Source organism: Corallococcus caeni (genome assembly GCF_036245865.1).
Lineage (GTDB): Bacteria > Myxococcota > Myxococcia > Myxococcales > Myxococcaceae > Corallococcus > Corallococcus caeni.
Genome location: NZ_BTTW01000001.1, coordinates 1494312 through 1511688, shown reverse-complemented (window position 1 = coordinate 1511688; position 17377 = coordinate 1494312). Strand labels below are relative to the sequence as shown.

At 72.0% G+C, this 17377-nt stretch carries 14 protein-coding genes and 1 other RNA gene; 11 read left to right on the top strand and 4 right to left on the bottom strand.

All coding sequences use genetic code 11. The features are described from left to right. Nucleotides 1–82 precede the first annotated feature (82 nt). Complete coding sequence (locus AABA78_RS06050; protein WP_338262026.1) at nucleotides 83–610, bottom strand: hypothetical protein; 528 nt, start codon at nucleotides 608–610, stop codon at nucleotides 83–85. Nucleotides 611–693: 83 nt separating this feature from the next. Here AABA78_RS06050 and AABA78_RS06045 point away from each other — a divergent pair, with 83 nt between their 5' ends. Next, entirely contained in the window at nucleotides 694–1719 is a 1026-nt protein-coding gene (locus tag AABA78_RS06045) for a PEGA domain-containing protein (RefSeq protein WP_338262025.1), read from the top strand. 59 nt (nucleotides 1720–1778) lie between these two features. On the opposite strand, the gene AABA78_RS06040 is transcribed toward AABA78_RS06045, so the two are convergent. Next, nucleotides 1779–2375 (bottom strand): hypothetical protein, encoded by a 597-nt coding sequence (locus tag AABA78_RS06040; RefSeq protein ID WP_338262024.1) that lies wholly within the window; start codon nucleotides 2373–2375, stop codon nucleotides 1779–1781. A 50-nt stretch (nucleotides 2376–2425) separates the two neighbouring features. On the opposite strand from AABA78_RS06040, the gene AABA78_RS06035 reads away from it, so the two are divergent. Further along, nucleotides 2426–4252 (top strand): M1 family aminopeptidase, encoded by a 1827-nt coding sequence (locus AABA78_RS06035; protein ID WP_338262023.1) that lies wholly within the window; start codon nucleotides 2426–2428, stop codon nucleotides 4250–4252. Nucleotides 4253–4262: 10 nt separating this feature from the next. Here AABA78_RS06035 and ftsY read toward each other — a convergent pair whose 3' ends face one another. Then, nucleotides 4263–5816: a signal recognition particle-docking protein FtsY gene (gene ftsY / locus AABA78_RS06030; protein WP_338262022.1), complete on the bottom strand. Its 1554-nt coding sequence runs from the start codon at nucleotides 5814–5816 to the stop codon at nucleotides 4263–4265. 68 nt (nucleotides 5817–5884) lie between these two features. Here ftsY and AABA78_RS06025 point away from each other — a divergent pair, with 68 nt between their 5' ends. Further along, entirely contained in the window at nucleotides 5885–6448 is a 564-nt protein-coding gene (locus AABA78_RS06025) for a hypothetical protein (RefSeq protein ID WP_338262021.1), read from the top strand. Nucleotides 6449–6458: 10 nt separating this feature from the next. Here the strand turns inward: AABA78_RS06025 and rnpB are convergent. After that, nucleotides 6459–6852, bottom strand: an RNA gene (gene rnpB, locus AABA78_RS06020) — RNase P RNA component class A. A 175-nt stretch (nucleotides 6853–7027) separates the two neighbouring features. Between rnpB and AABA78_RS06015 the strand changes: the two genes are divergently transcribed. The 8 genes from AABA78_RS06015 (at nucleotide 7028) to AABA78_RS05980 (ending at nucleotide 17376) form a co-directional block, all read left to right on the top strand. Next, on the top strand, nucleotides 7028–7477 hold the full coding sequence (locus tag AABA78_RS06015) for an AAA family ATPase (protein ID WP_338262020.1): 450 nt from the start codon (nucleotides 7028–7030) through the stop codon (nucleotides 7475–7477). After that, nucleotides 7464–8258 carry a tRNA(His) guanylyltransferase Thg1 family protein gene (locus tag AABA78_RS06010; RefSeq protein WP_338262019.1) on the top strand — a complete coding sequence of 265 codons (795 nt, stop codon included), beginning with the start codon at nucleotides 7464–7466 and terminating at the stop codon, nucleotides 8256–8258. The genes AABA78_RS06015 and AABA78_RS06010 overlap by 14 nt, the downstream gene beginning before the upstream one ends. Before the next feature lie 44 nt (nucleotides 8259–8302). After that, nucleotides 8303–9145: a formylglycine-generating enzyme family protein gene (locus AABA78_RS06005; protein ID WP_338262018.1), complete on the top strand. Its 843-nt coding sequence runs from the start codon at nucleotides 8303–8305 to the stop codon at nucleotides 9143–9145. A 215-nt stretch (nucleotides 9146–9360) separates the two neighbouring features. Beyond that, a complete protein-coding gene (locus AABA78_RS06000; RefSeq protein ID WP_338262017.1) occupies nucleotides 9361–9855 on the top strand; it encodes a hypothetical protein in 495 nt (164 codons plus the stop codon). 46 nt (nucleotides 9856–9901) lie between these two features. Beyond that, nucleotides 9902–11665, top strand: coding sequence for an Hsp70 family protein (locus AABA78_RS05995; protein ID WP_338262016.1), 1764 nt, complete (start codon nucleotides 9902–9904; stop codon nucleotides 11663–11665). 145 nt (nucleotides 11666–11810) lie between these two features. Beyond that, nucleotides 11811–13331 carry a S16 family serine protease gene (locus AABA78_RS05990; protein WP_338262015.1) on the top strand — a complete coding sequence of 507 codons (1521 nt, stop codon included), beginning with the start codon at nucleotides 11811–11813 and terminating at the stop codon, nucleotides 13329–13331. Continuing rightward, the gene (locus tag AABA78_RS05985) at nucleotides 13328–15598 is read left to right on the top strand and encodes a J domain-containing protein (RefSeq protein ID WP_338262014.1); all 2271 of its coding nucleotides are present in this window, start codon (nucleotides 13328–13330) and stop codon (nucleotides 15596–15598) included. The genes AABA78_RS05990 and AABA78_RS05985 overlap by 4 nt, the downstream gene beginning before the upstream one ends. Continuing rightward, nucleotides 15595–17376 carry a tetratricopeptide repeat protein gene (locus AABA78_RS05980; protein ID WP_338262013.1) on the top strand — a complete coding sequence of 594 codons (1782 nt, stop codon included), beginning with the start codon at nucleotides 15595–15597 and terminating at the stop codon, nucleotides 17374–17376. The genes AABA78_RS05985 and AABA78_RS05980 overlap by 4 nt, the downstream gene beginning before the upstream one ends. Nucleotide 17377 lies beyond the last annotated feature (1 nt).

The window sequence follows — 17377 nt, the reverse complement described above, 5'->3', positions numbered from 1 at the left end:
TTCACCTCGCGCCGCCGCTTCCCACCCGGGCTTCCAGGGCGGGGAGGGCGGCGCGGTGCTTTTCGGCTCTCAGCGCGGGGGTCTACAGGCCCGCGTCGGGGACGCCGCGCAGCAGCACCTGCTCCTGGCGCACCGGGGCGGGGCCGGAGGTCGCGGGGCGGCAGCCCTCGTCGATGGAGGTGCTCGACGCGGCCCGCAGGGTGAGGCCGGCGTCGGTGCAGGCCACTGCCTCCGTAGGGAAGGTGACGGGGCAGGGCGTCCCGGAGGCGCTGAAGCCGGTGGCGCGCGTCTCGCCCACGAAGCCCTCCGGCGTGCGGGTGAGGACGATTCCCACCGAGCCCGCGTCCGGGGACTCCACGCCGCCGTCCGCCCAGGCGCGCACCACCGCGAGCGACAGGGTGTGGCCGTCGTCCTGGCCCAGGTAGCGGAAGGCCGGGTTCTGCGCGTGGTGGTAGTCGCCGGACTGGTCCTTCTCACAGCCGGGCGGCACGTGGATGGGCGGCGGCCGGGAGGCCGTGGCGGTCTCCACCCGGGGTGGGGCCTTGCCCGGACAGGCCGCGAGCGAGAGGACACAGAGGCCGAGGGGGAGGGTGACGAGGGCGCGGTGCATGGGGCGCGGATATTCGCCCAACGGACGGGCCGGTGGGACGGTGTTTGCTTCCCCTGGGATGACTCTCTAACCTTCGGACCGACATGAGTCTTCGCCGCTTCGCCATCCTGTCGCTCGTCGCCACCCTGGCGCTGCCCTCCGCGGCCTTCGCCCAGGACAATGATGATCTCCTCGCCCCCACGGAGGAGACGAAGCCCACGAAGTCCAAGGGCAAGCCCAAGACCGCGAAGCCGAAGCCCACGGTGAAGCGCAAGACGCCACCCAAGAAGGAGAAGCTGGGCGCGCGCAAGGGCAAGACGGGCAAGGGCACCGCGACGGCCACCGCCGAGGACGTGGCGCCCGCCAAGGCCACGCTCGTGCTCAAGCTGGGCAGCAACGCGCGCACCGCGAAGGTGACGGTGGACGGCCAGGAGGTGAACCCGCTGACGCCGCTGGAGCTGGCGCCGGGGGAGCACACCGTCATCGCCCGCCGTCAGAACTACTCGGACTTCAACCAGCAGGTGACGCTGGCGCCGGGCCAGACGGCGGAGCTGACGCTTGCGCTGGACGCGGCGACGGGCTTCGCCACCCTGCGCGCGGACGTGCCCCGCGTCACCGTGTTCGTGGACGGGACGCGCGTGGGCGCCACCCCCGTGGAGAACCACCCGCTGTCCCAGGGGCAGCACGAAATCGAGTTCCGGGGGCCGGCGGGGCTCAAGGACGTGAAGAACATCAACGTGCGCGCCGGCCAGCTCTACGTCGTGGAGGGCCGCCTGCGTCCGTCCCCCGAGCCGGCGGCGACGGCGGCGGTGGCGCAGCCGGACGACACGCCGCGCTCGACGGTGCTGGAGCCCTCGAAGCCCGCGGAGCCGGTGGACCAGCCGGGGCTGGCGCTGGGCACCGAGCAGCCGCCGGAGGTGAAGGAGAGCACCAGCAAGGCCTGGTACCAGAAGTGGTACGTCTGGGTGGGCGTGGGCGTGGTGGCCGCCGCGGCGGGCGCCGGTGCCTACGCCGTGACGAAGAGCCCCGCGGAGCTCACCCCGGGCCAGGTGTGCGGCGGGGAGTGCGACGGCTCCATCGGGTTCTCGGGCCTGCGCCCGGTGATGCCCGCGCCCGGCATGCGCTTCTGACGCCGTGTGGGGCGGACGTCCGCGTCCGCCTCCACGCTTCGTCGGAGCCCCGGAGCCCCTCAGTGGCCGCGCAGGTCGTCCTCGGCGCGGCCCGCGCCCGGCTCCAGTCGCAGGAAGATGTTCGTCACGCGGCCCACGCCCCAGTAGTCCAGCGCGGTGGCGCGGAGGCGGAAGGGCTCGGACTCCGGCAGCAGGGCGGTGACGTCCACCTCGTTGGGCTCGAAGCTGAAGGCGCGCCGGCCCACGTTGTCCACCTGCTCGTTGCCAATGAAGACGCTGTCCGTGAAGCCCACGGCGGCGCGGCGCGACACCTTGCCCTTCGCGTCCAGCACCTCCAGCAGGAGGAAGTTGTCCACGGCGAAGCCCTTCGTGCAGGCCGCGTCCCCGCAGAGGCGGGCCTGGGCGCCGTCCAGCCGCAATGACGGCGTCTCCGCGGTGGCGACGACGCGCGGCGTGCGCTCGCCCTCGCGCGTGTCCACCTCCACGTCCTCGCGCCGCTGCTCCAGGCGCGCCGTCTCTCGCTCCGGCGTGGCGCTCAGCAACTGGACCGAGCGCGGTTCGGGCGGCGCGACGGCGGTGGACGGTGGAACCTGCTTCGCGCAGGCCAGGAGGCTCAGCGCGGCGGCGGAGAGGGTCAACGTTCGCGAGTGGCGCACCCGGAGGCTTGTAGCGAGCGGCGCTGGACGGGGTCAATTAGCATGCCCCCATGCGGACCCTCCCCGGATGGTGGCTGCTGTGCGCGCTGCTCTCAGGCCCTGCCGCCGCGGCCCCTCCTGCCGCGCCCGCCATCCCGGGCGCGGGCAGCGTGGCGCCAAGCGTGGCTCCGGAAGTCCAGCTGTGTCTCCAGCACCTGAAGCCGGGGGAGCGGGACCGGGCCGCGAAGGCGCTGGGGCCGCTGGAGTCCGTGCCGCTCTACCGCGTGCAACTGGAGGTGGAGCCGAAGGAGCGGCGCGTCTGGGGCAAGGTGCAGGTGCAACTGGTGGCGAAGGGGCCCCGGCCGCTGACGGAGCTGTACCTGCGGCTGACGCCCAACACCCGCTCCCGCCAGGTGACGCTCTCCAGCGCGAAGCTCAACGGGAAGGCCGTGGCGCTGGAGCTGGGGCCGGAGCCCACGTTGCAGCGCATCACCGTGGAGCCCCCCGTGGCCCCCGGCGGCACGGTGTCGCTGGAGGTCGCGGTGAAGGGCACGGTGCCCAGGGCGGCGCCGGGCGCGGAGTCGCTCATGGGCCTGGGCGGCGGTGGGAAGACCGGCGCGGATGACCACGGGGCCTTCTCCGCCACGGCGGACGTGGTGAGCCTGGTGGGCGTGGTGCCGCAGGTGCCCCCGGTGGATGACCAGGGCCAGCCGTGGGCCGGCCCGCAGGGCATGGGGGACCTGGCGCTGTACGAGCCCGCGCACGTGCTGGCCACGCTCACCGTGCCGTCGGGCTGGGCGGCGCACGCCACCGGGACGCCCCTGGGGGAAGTGCCCGAGCGCGACGGCCGGGTGCGCTACAGCTTCGCGGCGGCGGCGGTGCGCGACTTCCCGGTGCTGGTGACGCGCGGCTACCAGTCCGCGACTTCGACGGTGAATGGCGTCACGGTGGAGAGCCACTTCGCGGCGCAGGACGCGGCGACAGGCAAGCGCGTGCTCAAGTACGCGTCGCAGGCCCTGACGGAGTTCGAGAAGCGGCTGGGCCCGCTGCCCTACACCCACTTCCGCGTGGTGCAGGCCCCCTTGAGCGGGGGCGCGGGCGGCATGGAGTTCCCGGGCCTGGTGACGGTGGGCACGTCGCTCTACCGCGCGAAGCAGGACCCCTTGAAGATGCTGGCGGGCATGCCCGGCATGGAGGCCTTCCAGGAGCTGCTGGACGCGCAAGGCGCGGGCCTGCTGGCGCAGGTGGGCGCGCAGGTGGGCGAGTCCCTGGAGCGCACGCTGGAGTTCACCGTGGCGCACGAGGTGGCGCACCAGTACTTCGCGGGGCTCGTGGGCTCCGACCCCATCCACGACCCGGTGGTGGACGAGTCGTTGGCGCAGTACGCGGCGCTCCTCTACATGGAGTGGGCCCACGGCCCGGAGGCCGCCGAGTCCCTGCGCAACGAGGCCCTGGTGATGCCGTACCAGTTCTTCCGGCTGTCCGGCGGCAGGGACGGCCGCGCGGACCGACCCACGGGCGACTTCGACGGCGGCGAGCTGGAGTACGGCGCGCTCGTGTACGGCAAGGCGCCACTCCTGCACCACGCGTCGCGCAAGCTCGTGGGGGACAGCGCCTTCTTCAAGGCCCTGCGCGCGTACGTGGACACGTACCGCTTCAAGTGGGCGTGCAAGGCGTGCTTCACGCAGGAGCTGGCGAAGGCGAGCCCCGCGAACGCGAAGGCGCTGGGGCAGCTGAGAGCGCGCTGGTGGGAGGAGGCCCACGGCGACGAGGACCTGGGCGCGGCGGACCTCCAGGGGCTGATGGAGGCCATGGGCGGCGACCTGGGCGACGTGAAGCTGGACGCCCAGACGCAGCAGCTGCTGGAACAGCTCCTGCCCCAGCTCATGGGGCAGTGACGGCGGTCCGTCAGTCGAACAGCGCCTTCACGAACTCGCGCGGCTCGAAGCGGCGCAGGTCGGCGACCTTCTCGCCCACGCCCACCCAGACCACGGGCAGCTTCAGCTCGTCGCAGATGCCGATGATGACGCCGCCCTTGGCGGTGCCGTCCAGCTTGGTGAGCGCGATGGCGCTGACGCCCACGGCCTCGTGGAACTGCTTGGCCTGCTGGATGGCGTTCTGCCCGTTGGTGGAGTCCAGCACGAGCAGGATTTCATGGGGCGCGCCGGGCAGCGCCTTGTCCATCACGCGCTTGACCTTCTTGAGCTCCTCCATGAGCGGGGCCTTGGTGTGCAGCCGGCCCGCGGTGTCCGCGATGATGACGTCGGCGCCTTCCTCCTTCGCCTTCTTCACCGCGTCGAAGATGACGGAGCTCGGGTCTCCGCCCTCTGGCCCCGTCACCAGCTGCGCGCCGGCGCGGCCGGCCCACACATCCAGCTGCTCCGTGGCGGCGGCGCGGAACGTGTCGCCCGCGGCGAGCACCACCTTCTTGCCCTGGCCGGTGAGCTGCGCGGCCAGCTTGCCGATGGTCGTCGTCTTCCCGGCGCCGTTGACGCCCACCACCATCACCACGTGCGGCGGGCCTCCGCCCTCCAGCGAGCGCGGCACGGGCAGGTCCACCATGCGCGCCACCTCGTCGCGGATGGCGCCCTTGATGCGCTCCGGGTCCTTCAGCTCGTTGCGCTTGAGCTTCTCGCGCGCCACCTCCACCAGGTGGTCCGCGGTGCGCACGCCGATGTCCGCGGTGAAGAGGATCTCCTCCAGCTCCGACAGGACGGACTCGTCCATCGTGCGCTGGCCGCCGAACAGGCCGTTGAGCCGCGCCATGAAGCCCTGGTTGCGCGTGCGGTCCAGGCCCTGCGCCAGGGTGCGGCCACCCTCCGCCTCCACCTTGGCGCGCGCCGCGGCGGCCTCCGCCTGACGGGCGGCCTCCGCCTGGGCGGCCTCCTGGGCCACGGCCTCCTCGCGCAGGCGCACCGCTTCGGCCTGCTCCCGCTTGCGGCGCTCGCGCGTCTCGTCGTCGACGGCCTTCTTGGCGCGGTACTCGACGCGCTTGGCGTCCTCCTCCTTCTCCTTGAGGGCGCGGACCTCCGCCTCCAGCCGGGCCTTCTCCGCCGGGTCCTTGGCGGCGTGGGCGGCGAACGAGGCCGTCTCGCGCTGACGGCGCAGCTCGTCCATGCGCGCGTGGGCGTCGTCCAACTCGCGGCGCCGGGCGAGCTCCGCCTCGTTGGGCGGCAGTTCCACGCGCAGCTCGGGGCGCTCCGCGGGCAGCTGGGGCGCCTCCTCGGGCTTCCGGGGGGCCTCCGGCACGCGCTTCCTGCCGAAGAGCTTGCGCGCCGCGACCAGCGCCAGGACGACGAAGAGGGCCGCGCCGCCAATGCCCACCACCTCGCCGCCGGTGAGCCCGGTGTCCGGCGGGGTCCCCGTGCCCGGCTGCGTCGTCCCGCCGCCGGGAGTGGGGGCGGGGGAGGGGGCGGGGGGCACCTGCGCCAGGAGTGCGTCGAGGGAGGTCGGGGTCTTCATCGCCGCTCCGCATACACCAACACGCAGTTGGATGCAGCGCCCGTGGCCGGGTAGAACGGCCCTCCGTCATGCGCCTTCCGCCCCTGAACGTCCTTGTGGCCGCTTCCGTCCTCCTGGGCACTTCCAGTGCCTGCATCGTGGAGGCCCCCGGCGGGGCCAGCCCGGAGGAGCGCCGCGCGGCCACCGTCACCCAGGTGCCCCCGCTGTCCATCCGCAGCGGCGCCAACCTGGGCGGCAAGGTGGAGGTGGTGGGCGCGTCCGTGCAGCCGGGCCGCATCCCCGTGGGGGACCAGGCGCGCGTCACCGTCTTCTTCAAGGTGCTCCAGCCGCTGGAGGAGGACTACCTCGTCTTCGTGCACCTGGAGGACGCGGACGGGCGCATGGAGCGCATGAACGTGGACCACAAGCCCGCGGGCGGCCTGTACCCCACCACGCAGTGGAAGGTGGGGGAGACGGTGAAGGACGAGTTCGTCATCGCCCTGCCGCCGGGCGCGTCGCCGCGCGCCATCAACGTGTGGATGGGGCTGTGGGAGCCGCGCAACGACGCCCGGCTGCCCATCACCAACCCGGAGGCGGTGCGCAACGATGGCCGGGGCCGCCTCTTGCTGGCGCAGGTCCCCGTGGGCGGGTGACAGGGAAAAAAACCGGAGCGGCCCTGTAAGCCGGGTTCTGTCCCCACCCCTTTCGGGATGGGCGGCGAACATTCATCTAGGGCCCTGGTTGCCCAGGGACCTCATCAGCGAGCAACCCGAGCGCGTAGGACGGGCCATCCCTGTCCCCTTTCGGGGACGCGCTCCTATTGGCTCTTGCTCCAGGTGGGGTTTACCGTGCCGTCCGGGTCACCCCGGACGCGGTGCGCTCTTACCGCACCGTTTCACCCTTACCCGCCCCCTTGCGAGGACAGGCGGTCTGTTTTCTGTGGCACTTTCCTGCGAGTCGCCTCGACTGGCCGTTAGCCAGCACCCTGCCCTGTGGAGCCCGGACTTTCCTCCCGCCATCCATGCCTGCGATGGCCGGCGTTCACCCGGACCGCTCCGGCACTCCGGGGATACAACAGCCAGCCGGGGCGGGTCCACCTTCAGGAAGGGACGATGTCGCGTGCCCACCTTGGCGGGGGCCAGCGGGTGAGCGTCCGGGGGCTTGTCGGGTTTCCCCGCGCCTGAGCGTCCCAAGGCCTCCGCGAGCGGCCCTCGCGGGAGGGGAGGGACGGCATGGAAGCGGTCATCTTCACGGGCATCCAGGGCACGGGGAAGAGCAGCTTCTTCCGGGAGCGCTTCTTCACCACGCACGTCCGCCTGAGCCTGGACATGCTCAAGACGCGGCATCGGGAGAAGGTGCTGCTGCGCGCGTGCCTGGAGGCGAAGCAGCCCTTCGTGGTGGACAACACCAACCCCACGGTGGCGGAGCGCTCCCGGTACATCTCCGCCGCGAAGCAGTTCGGCTTCCGCGTGGTGGGGCTCTACTTCCAGTCGAAGGTGGCGGACGCGCTCCTGCGCAATGACCAGCGCCCGGTGGAGCAGCGCGTGCCGCTGGTGGGCGTGCTCGGCACGTACAAACGCTTGCAGGTTCCCAGCCCGGAAGAGGGCTTCGACGCGCTGTTCTTCGTCCGGCTGTCGCAGGACGGTTTCACCGTGGAGGAGTGGCAACGTGAAGTTCGATGAGCTCGACGAGAAGATGCGCGTGTTCGAGACCGCGCACGACCTGTGCGTGCTGCCCGGCGTGTTCATGGTGGCGCGCATCGATGGGCGCGGCTTCACGCGGCTGACGAAGGAGGTGCACGCCTTCGAGAGCCCCTTCGACGTGCGCGTGCGCGACCTGATGGTCGCGACGACCGGGCACCTGATGGACTGCGGCTTCCGGGTCGTCTACGGCTACACGCAGAGCGACGAAATCTCCCTGCTGTTCCACCCGGACGAGGACACCTTCGGGCGCAAGACGCGCAAGCTCAACTCCATCCTCGCGGGTGAGGCGAGCGCGAAGTTCTCGCTGCTCCTGGGGGATCTGGCCGTGTTCGACTGCCGCATCTGCGAGCTGCCCAACGCGGGGCTCGTGCGCGACTACTTCCGCTGGCGCAGCGAGGACGCGGTCCGGAACGCGCTGAACGCGCACTGCTACTGGAGCCTGCGCCGCGAAGGCAAGGGCGTGGCGGAGGCCACGAACACGCTCATGCGTCTGTCGGTGGCGGAGAAGAACGAGCTGCTCTTCCAGCGGGGCGTGAACTTCAACGACCTTCCGAACTGGCAGAAGCGCGGCACGGGACTCTACCGGGAGACGTACGCGAAGGAGGCGCGCAACCCGAAAACGGGCGAGACGGTCCTCGCGGAGCGCCGCCGCCTCAAGGTGGACTACGAGCTGCCGATGAAGGACGCGTACGACGCGTTCATCCTGGCGTTGCTGGAGGGCGTGGCGCATGGAGCACCCGCCGGAGCTGGAGGGCCGTGACGTCCTGCTGGAGTTCCGTGCCGTCGCGTTCGAACATGCCTCGGATGACCTCCTCCCTGTCCCGCCCAGCCGTCGCCGTCCTTGGGCTCGTGGTGGGCTGCGTGCCCGCGAAAGAGGCGACGGCTCCAGGTGGCACCCGCGTGGAGCGCGTGTCGCCACCTGGGTCGGTGTGGCTGCCGGCCGGGCGCTTCGAGATGGGCTCACCGGCGGGCGAGCCGGGGCGGGACGTGGACGAGGGGCCCCGGACGGAACTCACGTTCGAGCGATTCCAGATGGACGTCACGCCCGTGACGGTGAGGGCCTTCGCCGCGCGACGTGAGCAGGTGCGCGCGAAGGATCCCCAGGCGCGCTGGTGGACTGACGCGGAGACCCCAGGGGATTGGCTCGGTCGCTGCAATCTGGGCTCCGAGCGCACGGATCATCCCGTGAACTGCGTGGACTGGCGCGCCGCGCGGGCCTACTGCGAGCTCGTGGGCGGAGCACTGCCCACGGAGGCGGAGTGGGAATACGCCGTGCGTGCCTCGACGGCCTCCGCCTACTGGTGGGGCGAGTCGTTCGAGGCGGAGCGCGTGGTCGGCTCGGTGCCCTGCGCGTCGCGCGGCTGCCGGGGGGGCACGACCCCGGTGGTCCACGCCGGGCCGCGATGCAACGGCTGGGGGCTCTGTGACATGGCCGGGAACGTGTGGCAATGGACCGCCACCGGCTACCAGGAGCGGCTGGGGGAGGACGCGCCCGCGGAGCCCTCCGGCGTGCCCGCGAAGCCCGTCCACCGGGGAGGCTCCTGGCTCAATCACGTGCCCTCCCTGTTCCGGTCCGCACACCGGGGCCTCGCCTATCCGAAGAACGGTCTGACGGGAGTCGGGTTCCGCTGCGTGCGCCGGCCCTGAGTGACGCGGCGTTGGAGCCGGGGGCACTCGCAGTGAGACGCAGCCCATCCTGGCCGCCAGGTCCGTATGGCTTGGATGGCGGTGGCCCTCGGGTTCGTGAGGCGCTGTCCTACCCGGGGCGGGGGATTGCGCGTGTTCGCCCGGGTGCCGCAGGATTCGCGCCCACGCCACCGGGTGCCCCTGAGGCACGGCGTGATGGTTTCGAGGGGGAAGTCATGGTCATTTTCGGTTCGAGGCTCTACGGCAAGGTCGATGCGATTCCAGGCCTGGGCTACGTGGCGACGAAGTTCGGTCACATCAACTTCGTGCCGCTCATCCCGCTGGAGGGCTGGCTCGTCGTCGCCGAGGAAGGCAACGGCTGGCGCGGGCAGGCCATTGGCATGAGCGGCAAGTCCGTGCTCGTGGCGTGGGCGCGCTTGCTGTTCATCGTCGTGGGCCTGGGGTCGCTGCTCTTCGGCTCCATCGCCTTCGCCGAGCACGAGGCCGGGGGCGCCATCCCCCTGGGCCTGATGGCCCTGGCCTGCATCGGGGGGCTCATCACTTCGTACAAGTGGAAGTGGGTGACCCACGCGTCGCCGGAGCGAGCGATGGAGATCGCCCGGGAGGCGGGAATCAGCGAGGAGGGGCTGAGGCAGTTGCACGGGCTGTACTCGGCTCCGGAGCCCGCTGCCGCCGCGCCGGCCCAGCCGTGGACTCCGCCGGAGTCCTGATCCGTCGCTCGCGGTCCTTCGCTGAAAGCCTCCGGGTTCACCTCACATGAGTCATGTCGTTGGCATCGATCTGGGCACCACGCACTCCCTGGTGGCCGCGCTCGACGGCGCGGGCCGTCCGAATCTCCTCACCAACCGGTTGGGGCAGCGGCTCACACCCTCCGTCGTGGGGCTGGACGCGGAGGGCCGCCTCCACGTGGGCGAGTCCGCGCGGGCGCAGTTGCTCGTGCATCCGGAGCGCACCATCGCGGAGGTGAAGCGGCGCATGGGCCGCGACCTGCCGGTGATGCTCGGAGATCGGCGCTACAGCCCCACGGAGATCTCCGCGCTCATCCTGCGCGCGCTGCGCGAGGACGCGGAGCGCGCGCTGGGCGGCACGGTGACGGAGGCGGTCGTCACGGTGCCTGCGTACTTCAGCGATGCGCAGCGCCAGGCGACCAAGGATGCGGGTGAGCTCGCGGGGCTCAAGGTGGAGCGGCTGCTCAACGAGCCCACCGCCGCGGCGCTCGCGTATGGCGTGAACCATCTGGACGCCGAGCAGTACGTGCTCGTGTACGACCTGGGCGGCGGCACGTTCGACGTGTCGGTGCTGGAGATGTTCCAGGGCGTGCTGGACGTGAAGGCCTCCGCGGGAAACAACCAGCTGGGAGGCAGCGACTTCGACCAGGCGCTGGCCGCGTGGCTGGGCGCGGAGTTCGAGCGCAGCCACGGCGTGTCGCTGACCGGGAACCTGGCGGCGCAGGTGCGGCTCAAGGCCGCGGCGGAGGCCGCGAAGATCGCGCTCACGTCCGTGGAGGCCACGCCCGTCATCGTGCCGTTCCTCGCGCCGGGTCGGGGTGGGACGCCCGCGTCGCTGGAGGTGGAGGTGACGCGCGCGAGGTTCGAGGCGCTGATCACGAACCTGGTGCGCTCCACGCTCGAGCCGATGGAGAGCGCGCTGCGCGACGCGAAGTTGTCGAAGAAGTCCATCGCGGAGGTGGTGCTGGTGGGGGGCAGCTCGCGCGTGCCGTTGGTGCGCCGGCTGGTCGCCGAGTACTTCGGGCGCGAGCCACGCGAAGGCGTGCACCCCGACGAGGCGGTGGCGCTGGGCGCCGCGCTGCAAGCGGGACTGAAGACGGGCGCGGTGAGCGCCGCGCACGGCATCATGATCACCGACGTGTGTCCGTTCACGCTGGGCGTGGAGGTGCAGGCGACGGTGGGGCGCGAGCGGGTGGGGGGCGTCTTCTCGCCGCTCATCCCGCGCAACACGACGGTGCCGGTGTCGCGCACGGAGACCTTCGCCACGACGGCGGACGGACAGCGCGCGGTGGAGATCCGCGTGTTCCAGGGCGAGGCGCGGCTGGTGAAGGACAACCTGCTGCTGGACGCGTACACGGTGGAGGGTGTGCCGCCCGGGCGTGCGGGGACGGAGAAGGTCGCGATCACGTTCACGTACGACATCAACGGCATCCTCGACGTCACGACGCGGGTGGTCTCCACGGGCAAGGAGGCCACGCTCGTGGTGGACAAGCGCTCGCAGCGCCTGGGGCCCGAGCAGCGGCTGGAGGCGAAGGAGCGGCTGGCGCGTGAATGGGGCGCGACCCCGGGAGCGCCAGCGCCCGTGGCGGCGGCGACGCCCGTGTCCCCGGAGGCCGACGCGGATGCGCTGCTGACCGCCGCGACCGAGCGGATCGCGACCGCGCCAGCGGGAGTGCGTCCCCGGCTGGAGTCGCTGTGCAACGCCCTGCGTGAGGCCCGTGCGAAGGGGGACCGCGCCGCCGCGGCCCGCCTGGATGCCGAGCTGACCGACCTGCTGTTCGACCTGGGCTGAGCGAGCAAGTGCCGCCGACCGAACTTCCGTGCTGGGGGATGCAGCGCTCCATGGGCGTAGCCCATGCACGTGCTCGGGGGCGCCCAGCGCTGAGCAGGCTCCGGTGCCGACGGGATGGCGCGAGCCTGTTGCTCCAGGAGGGCGCATGCTCCTGACTGAACTCAAGCGCGCGGTGGTGCTGCGTCCGGCCGAGCCATCTGCTCGGCTTGCGCTGGCCGAGGCGCTCTTCCAGGAGCGCGACTTCCGCGGCGCCGCGGAGCATGCGCGCAAGGCCCTGGACCTGGGAGGAGGCGGGCCCGCGCGCCGCCTCCTGTGCGGAGCCTGGGCTCGCGAGGGCAAGCGGGCCGAAGCGCTGAAGCTGCTGGAGACGTCCGTTCGTGAAGCGCCCCGCGATGCATCCGTGCGCGCGGAGTTGATCAACCTCCTGGAAGAGGAACGGCCGGACGACGCGCTCGTGCATGCGTTCGAAGCCGCCGAAGCCGCGCCCGGTGAGCTGGAGGCGTGGCGCGCCATCATCCGGCTGTGCGAACGCACGAACCGTCCTTCCGAAGCCATGCCCGCGCTCAGGCGGGCCCGGCTGCTCGCGCCGGAGGACTCGCGCCTCGCGGAGTCGGTGCTCGGTGCGCGTTCCGCGCTTGGACTTCCTGCCACCACTGCCATGCTGGACGCGCCTCCCCTGGAGCAGGCCGCGCAGGCGCTCCAGTTGCCCACGGCGCGCGCCGCGTTCTCTCAGGTGAAGCTCGACGCCGCCGTTGAATCACTCCGCCGAGGCGCGCTCGCGGAGGTGAAGCGGCACCTCGTGGTCGCGCCCGCTCCGGTCCGGAGCAGCGCCGCCGCGGCCCTGCTTCGCGCGGAGTTGCTGTGGCTGGAGGGACGTCCCGCCGCCCAGGTGGAAGAGGCCCGCCGCGCCGTGGTGGATATGCCCGGTGCACCCGGCGCCGCCGCGCTGCGCCTGGGAGACTTCCGGCTCGAAGCCGGAGCGCTGGACGAAGCGCGAGCGCTCTATGCCGTCGCGGCGGCGAACGGCGAGTCGCTGGTGGCCGCGGGCCGCGAGGCCGAAGTCGCCGAACGCCGCCGACTGCTGGCGCGCGACGTGCCCGCGGTGGGCCGCGTGGGAGTGCTCGGCTGGCATCCGGGGGGCGGGCATGTCTCGCCGCTGGAGGCGGTCGCGGTGCCCGGGCGCGGCGTGCTGCGGTGCAGTGGCCGCGTGGGCCCCGAGGGCCAGGAGGCCGCGGACGTGGCCTTCAGCGTGGTGCGTGCCCGCGCGACCGCGCTGAGCCTGGGAACGCTCACGACCCGCTACGACCTGCACCTGCACTACACGGACACCGAGGTGGGCAAGGACGGCCTCTCCTCGGGCCTCGCGCTCTCGCTCGCGGGCCTGTCCGCGTACACGCAGCGCCCGTTGCCCGCGCGGCTGGCCGTGACGGGCGAGGTGACGTTGAACGGCGAGGTGCGGCGGGTGGGCGGCGTGCACGAGAAGCTGGTGGCCGCGTACCTCGAAGGCATGCGCGTGGTGCTGCACCCGCGCCGCAACCTGGATGACGTGGCGGCGCTGCCGCCCGAAGTGACCGGGCGCCTGCGCCTGATCGCGGTGGACAGCTTGGATGAGGCGTGGCGGCTCGTGAACGCGGCCGCGAACACGCCAGGACTGGAGCGAAGGTGAACAACGAGCCCCGCCAGAACCCCTACGAGGTGCTGGGCGTCGAGAAGGACGCGGACGCCCGCGCCATCAAGAAGGCCTACTTCGAGCGCGTCCGGCAGAACCCGCCGGAGACGCACCCGGAGGAGTTCCGGCGCCTGCGCGAGGCCTACGAGCTGCTCTCCGACGCGGAAGCGCGTCAGGCCTTCGACGCCAGCGCCGCGCAACAGGCGGACGGCCCGGAGGCGGTGAACAACGCCCACCTCCAGGAAGCCATCAACCTGTTCGAAGCGGGAGACAAGGACGGGGGCCGGAAGGTCCTCACCACGGTGCTCACCGAGCAGCCCGACTTCCACGACGCGCGCCTCCTGCTGGGCCGTCACTTCCTCTTCGAGGGTGAGCTCCCGCAGGCGCTGGCGGAGTTCGACGCGCTGCTCTCGCGCGCGCCTGACCACTGGCAGGGGCACCTGCAGCGGGGCTGGGCGTTGGTCCGCCAGGAGCGGCTGAAGGAGGCCGCGGACGCCTTCTGGCGCGCGGGCAAGCATGGCCCCTCGGAGGTGGCTCCGCGCGTGGCATTGGCGGACTGCCTGGAGGCGATGGGACAGGTGGCGGACGCGCTCAAGGTGCTCGAGCAGGCGCAATCGCTGCCTGGCATCTCGCGGATGGACGTGCTCGCCCTCAAGGTGCGGCGCATCGCGACGATGCTGGAGTTCGGCCAGGAAGCCGAGGCCTCGAAGGCGCTGGAACGGCTCGACGCCGAGCTGCCGGAGGGCGCGGACCCCGAGCTGCGCCGCTGGACCGGAGGCCAGCTCTCCTCCGCCGCCGCGCACCTCTTCGCCCAGCAGAAGTCCACGGCCGCGAACCGGCTGCTCGGGTTCGGCCGGCGCTTCAACCCGGAGAGCGCCACCGAGGTCGCGTACCCGACCCGCGTCACCCTGGACGTGGACGCCCTGCCGGCCGCCACCCGTGAATGGCTGCACTCGGAGGCCGAGCGGATTGGCGGGTGGCGCGTCCTGACGACCTGGGTGATGCCGGCGATCGGCACGTTGGCGCTCGCCTCCGCCACCGCCTTCCTCATGGCCTTCATCTACTTCGGCATCTCCGAGCGCGACGTCTCGGATTGGGGCTGGTGCGCGATCTTCGCGGCCGTCTCCTTCGGCGTCACCTGGGCTCAGGCCCGCGACCTCCTGCGGGTGATGGCGAGCCCCTATGGACGCTTCAACACCATCCACCCCCTGCACCTCATCCAGGTGGCCATCGACCGCATCACCGTGTGGCCGCTCGTGCACCTGCAGGACCTGCAGCTGGTGAACCACCAGAACAACGGCGTCTACCAGCACACCGCCATGGAGATGCACTTCAACGGCGAGCGCACGGTCCTGACGGTGCGAGGCAAGGAGAAGGCGGAGGCGCTGGCGCAGGAACTGATTGCCCGGCGCCGCCGCGTGCTGGAGTTGCTCGGCCGGGGCATGCTGGATGCGGAGAGCGGGGTGGAGCACCTGCCCCCGGCGCTGCTGGCACGCGCGGACAAGAAGGGCCATGTGCGCGCGGGGAACGCGCGCTCGCCCTGGCCCGGCGTGTTCGCCGCCGCGTGCGTGGGCGTGTTGCTGGTGGGCGGGGCCGTGTGGCCGCAGAAGCAAGCCGCGGCGGCACACTCCTGGTCGCGCGTCGCATCCCGGGGGGACCTGGGCTCCATGCTCGAGTACCTGCGCGGCCAGCCCGACCCCCGCTTCGCCCCGCAGATCCAGGCCCGGGTGGACGCGGAGCTGGGCAAGGCGCGCGCACAGCTCGAAGCGCGGTTGGATCCGGGCAGCGCCGCCGCGCCGTCCCGCGCGTTCTTCACGAGCCTGCTGGATGCCGTCTCGCGTACGCACAACCGCCGCATCACCGTGACGTGGGAGGCGGCCGCCGGAAGACCGACGTCGCCCCGGGATGATCCCTCGGAGCTGCTCTTGAGCGCCTGGCGACGGACGCTGGATGAGGCGCTGGGGCTGGGCGTCCTCGTCGTGGACGGAGGCCGGGGGGCCCCGCGCGAGGGGCCTCCCCTGTTCACCCTCCACGTGCGGGAGGGATTCCAGGCGGGCCCACCGTCCCAGCGGGTCTGGTCGGTGAAGTACGAAGGGCTGGACGTGCCGGTGCCGCCGCTGGAACTCTCGGCGGACGCGGCGGATCCGCGTGCCATGGAGGTCCTCTTCCACGCGTGGGTGGATCGCTGGCACCTGCCCGGGGCGGGCGACCGCCGCCCGCTGTTGCTGACCGCTTCGACGCTCGCCCAGGAGGTCCAGCCGTGAGTGCACCTTCGACTTCCCGCCGCCAGGGTGTGTTGCTGCTGGGCGGCATCGGTGTCTGCGCGCTCGCCATCGTGGCCGGGGCCCGGTCCCTCAACGCCCACGAGCAGGTGCTCTTCGTCAACGCGTTGGACCTGCCCGTCACCGTCACCGCGGGCGACGAGCACTTCACGCTCGCGGCGAATGATCATCTCTCGCGTCCGATGCCGATCGGGCCGCTGGATGTGGACATCCAGGGTGAGAAGGGCCCGTTGGCCCATGAGACGGTGTTCGTGACCGACGAGGGCGGCCTCTTCGTCTACAACGTGCTGGGCGCCGCGCCGCTCTACAGGACGACGGTCACGTACTCACGGAGCGCGCCCAGCACCCAGCCGGATTCCACGCCCCTGGCCCTGGCGGGCACGACCTTCCAGCGCGTGGGGCCCATCCACTACGTGCTGACCGATCCGCCCGAGCGCCTCACGATGCGCAAGGAGGATGGCAACTCGACGGTTCGCACCCATCTGGGGCAGGCGCCGGGGGGATGGACCACGAGCTACGGCTGGCTGATGTCGCTCCACCGCACGGCCGATGCGGCCCGCCTGGCGGAAGGTCTCTGGCAGGCCCTGCCGGAGACCCCGGCCGCGCGGAATGCGGCGGTCGCGGCGAGGATGGTGGTCGCGCGAGGGGAAGGACTCCTCGCGTCGCTCGCCGCGGCGCGGGCGCAGCGCGACGCGCATCCGGACGACGTGGACGCGCAGCGGATGTGGATGCACGACATGCGTCGGGCCGGGCGCAATGACGAGGTCCGCGCCTACCTCCAGGCAGCGATCGAGCGCGAGCCGGGCTCCGTGGCCATGGCCTCGCTGCTCGCGCGCACGGAGCCGGAGCCCCGGGGAACGGAGCGGCTGGAAGCGCTGCTGCGCAATCATCCAGGGGATCCGCTCCCCCGCCGGGCGCTGGCGGTGCGCTACGTGCGTCAGCAGCGCTGGGCGGAGGCGCTTCCGCTGCTGGACGCGATGGAGCAGGGCGACCCTGAGTACTCGCGCTTCCAGGACACGCATGCGGAGGCGTTGGTGGCCCTGGGCCGCCGCGACGAGGCCGTGCGCAGGCTGTCGGAGCGCTTGCTCCCGCTCGCTGACAAGGAGGATGGGTTGGACCTGGACGACGTGCTGCTCTACGCGAAGCTCGTCGGCCACGCGTCCCAGATGGGCACGAAGAACGAGGTGATGCGGCGGCTCATCGAGAACGTCCAGAAGGATCGGCCGGACGGGAGCGTGGGCGAGTGGCTGGCGGCCTCGCTCGGTCATCACGTGGACGCCGCGAAGCTGCGCGCCGTGCCCGCGGACCACCCGCTCGCGGTTGCCACGCGGGTGTTGATGGCGCTGGCCGAGGAGCCCGAGTTCGCAGCGAGGGCCTCCGCCAACGCGGACTTCCTCGGCTTCCGCCATATCGACACGGAGACGGGCATGCTGTTGGCGGCGGAGTTCGAAAGGCTCGGGGATCCTGCGCTCGCGGTGAGGATGCTGGACAGCTCCGGCGTGGAGCTGGGCTACGGCGAGCTGCGGGACGTGCTGAGCGGCAAGCTGCCGGTGGAGTCCATCACGACGCTGGACTGGGGCGAGCGCGCCGCGCTCCACCTGGTCCTCGCACGCCAGCTGGATGCGCGTGGAGCGGACTCCAAGGCGGTCTACGCGCGCGTGAAGAAGGAGCTCCTGCTGCCCGGCGCGGTCACCATCGCGCTCCAGAGCTGGGACCGCCCCAAGCCGTCCAATGCGGTGGCGGGGGACACGGTGCCCTGAC

Excerpts from the sequence above, each read along its gene's own strand:
- AABA78_RS06050 (WP_338262026.1), bottom strand. The coding sequence starts at position 610 with ATGCACCGCGCCCTCGTCACCCTCCCCCTCGGCCTCTGTGTCCTCTCG.
- AABA78_RS06045 (WP_338262025.1), top strand. The coding sequence starts at position 694 with ATGAGTCTTCGCCGCTTCGCCATCCTGTCGCTCGTCGCCACCCTGGCG.
- AABA78_RS06035 (WP_338262023.1), top strand. The coding sequence starts at position 2,426 with ATGCGGACCCTCCCCGGATGGTGGCTGCTGTGCGCGCTGCTCTCAGGC.
- ftsY (WP_338262022.1), bottom strand. The coding sequence starts at position 5,816 with ATGAAGACCCCGACCTCCCTCGACGCACTCCTGGCGCAGGTGCCCCCC.
- AABA78_RS06025 (WP_338262021.1), top strand. The coding sequence starts at position 5,885 with ATGCGCCTTCCGCCCCTGAACGTCCTTGTGGCCGCTTCCGTCCTCCTG.
- AABA78_RS06015 (WP_338262020.1), top strand. The coding sequence starts at position 7,028 with ATGGAAGCGGTCATCTTCACGGGCATCCAGGGCACGGGGAAGAGCAGC.
- AABA78_RS06005 (WP_338262018.1), top strand. The coding sequence starts at position 8,303 with ATGACCTCCTCCCTGTCCCGCCCAGCCGTCGCCGTCCTTGGGCTCGTG.
- AABA78_RS06000 (WP_338262017.1), top strand. The coding sequence starts at position 9,361 with ATGGTCATTTTCGGTTCGAGGCTCTACGGCAAGGTCGATGCGATTCCA.
- AABA78_RS05995 (WP_338262016.1), top strand. The coding sequence starts at position 9,902 with ATGAGTCATGTCGTTGGCATCGATCTGGGCACCACGCACTCCCTGGTG.
- AABA78_RS05990 (WP_338262015.1), top strand. The coding sequence starts at position 11,811 with ATGCTCCTGACTGAACTCAAGCGCGCGGTGGTGCTGCGTCCGGCCGAG.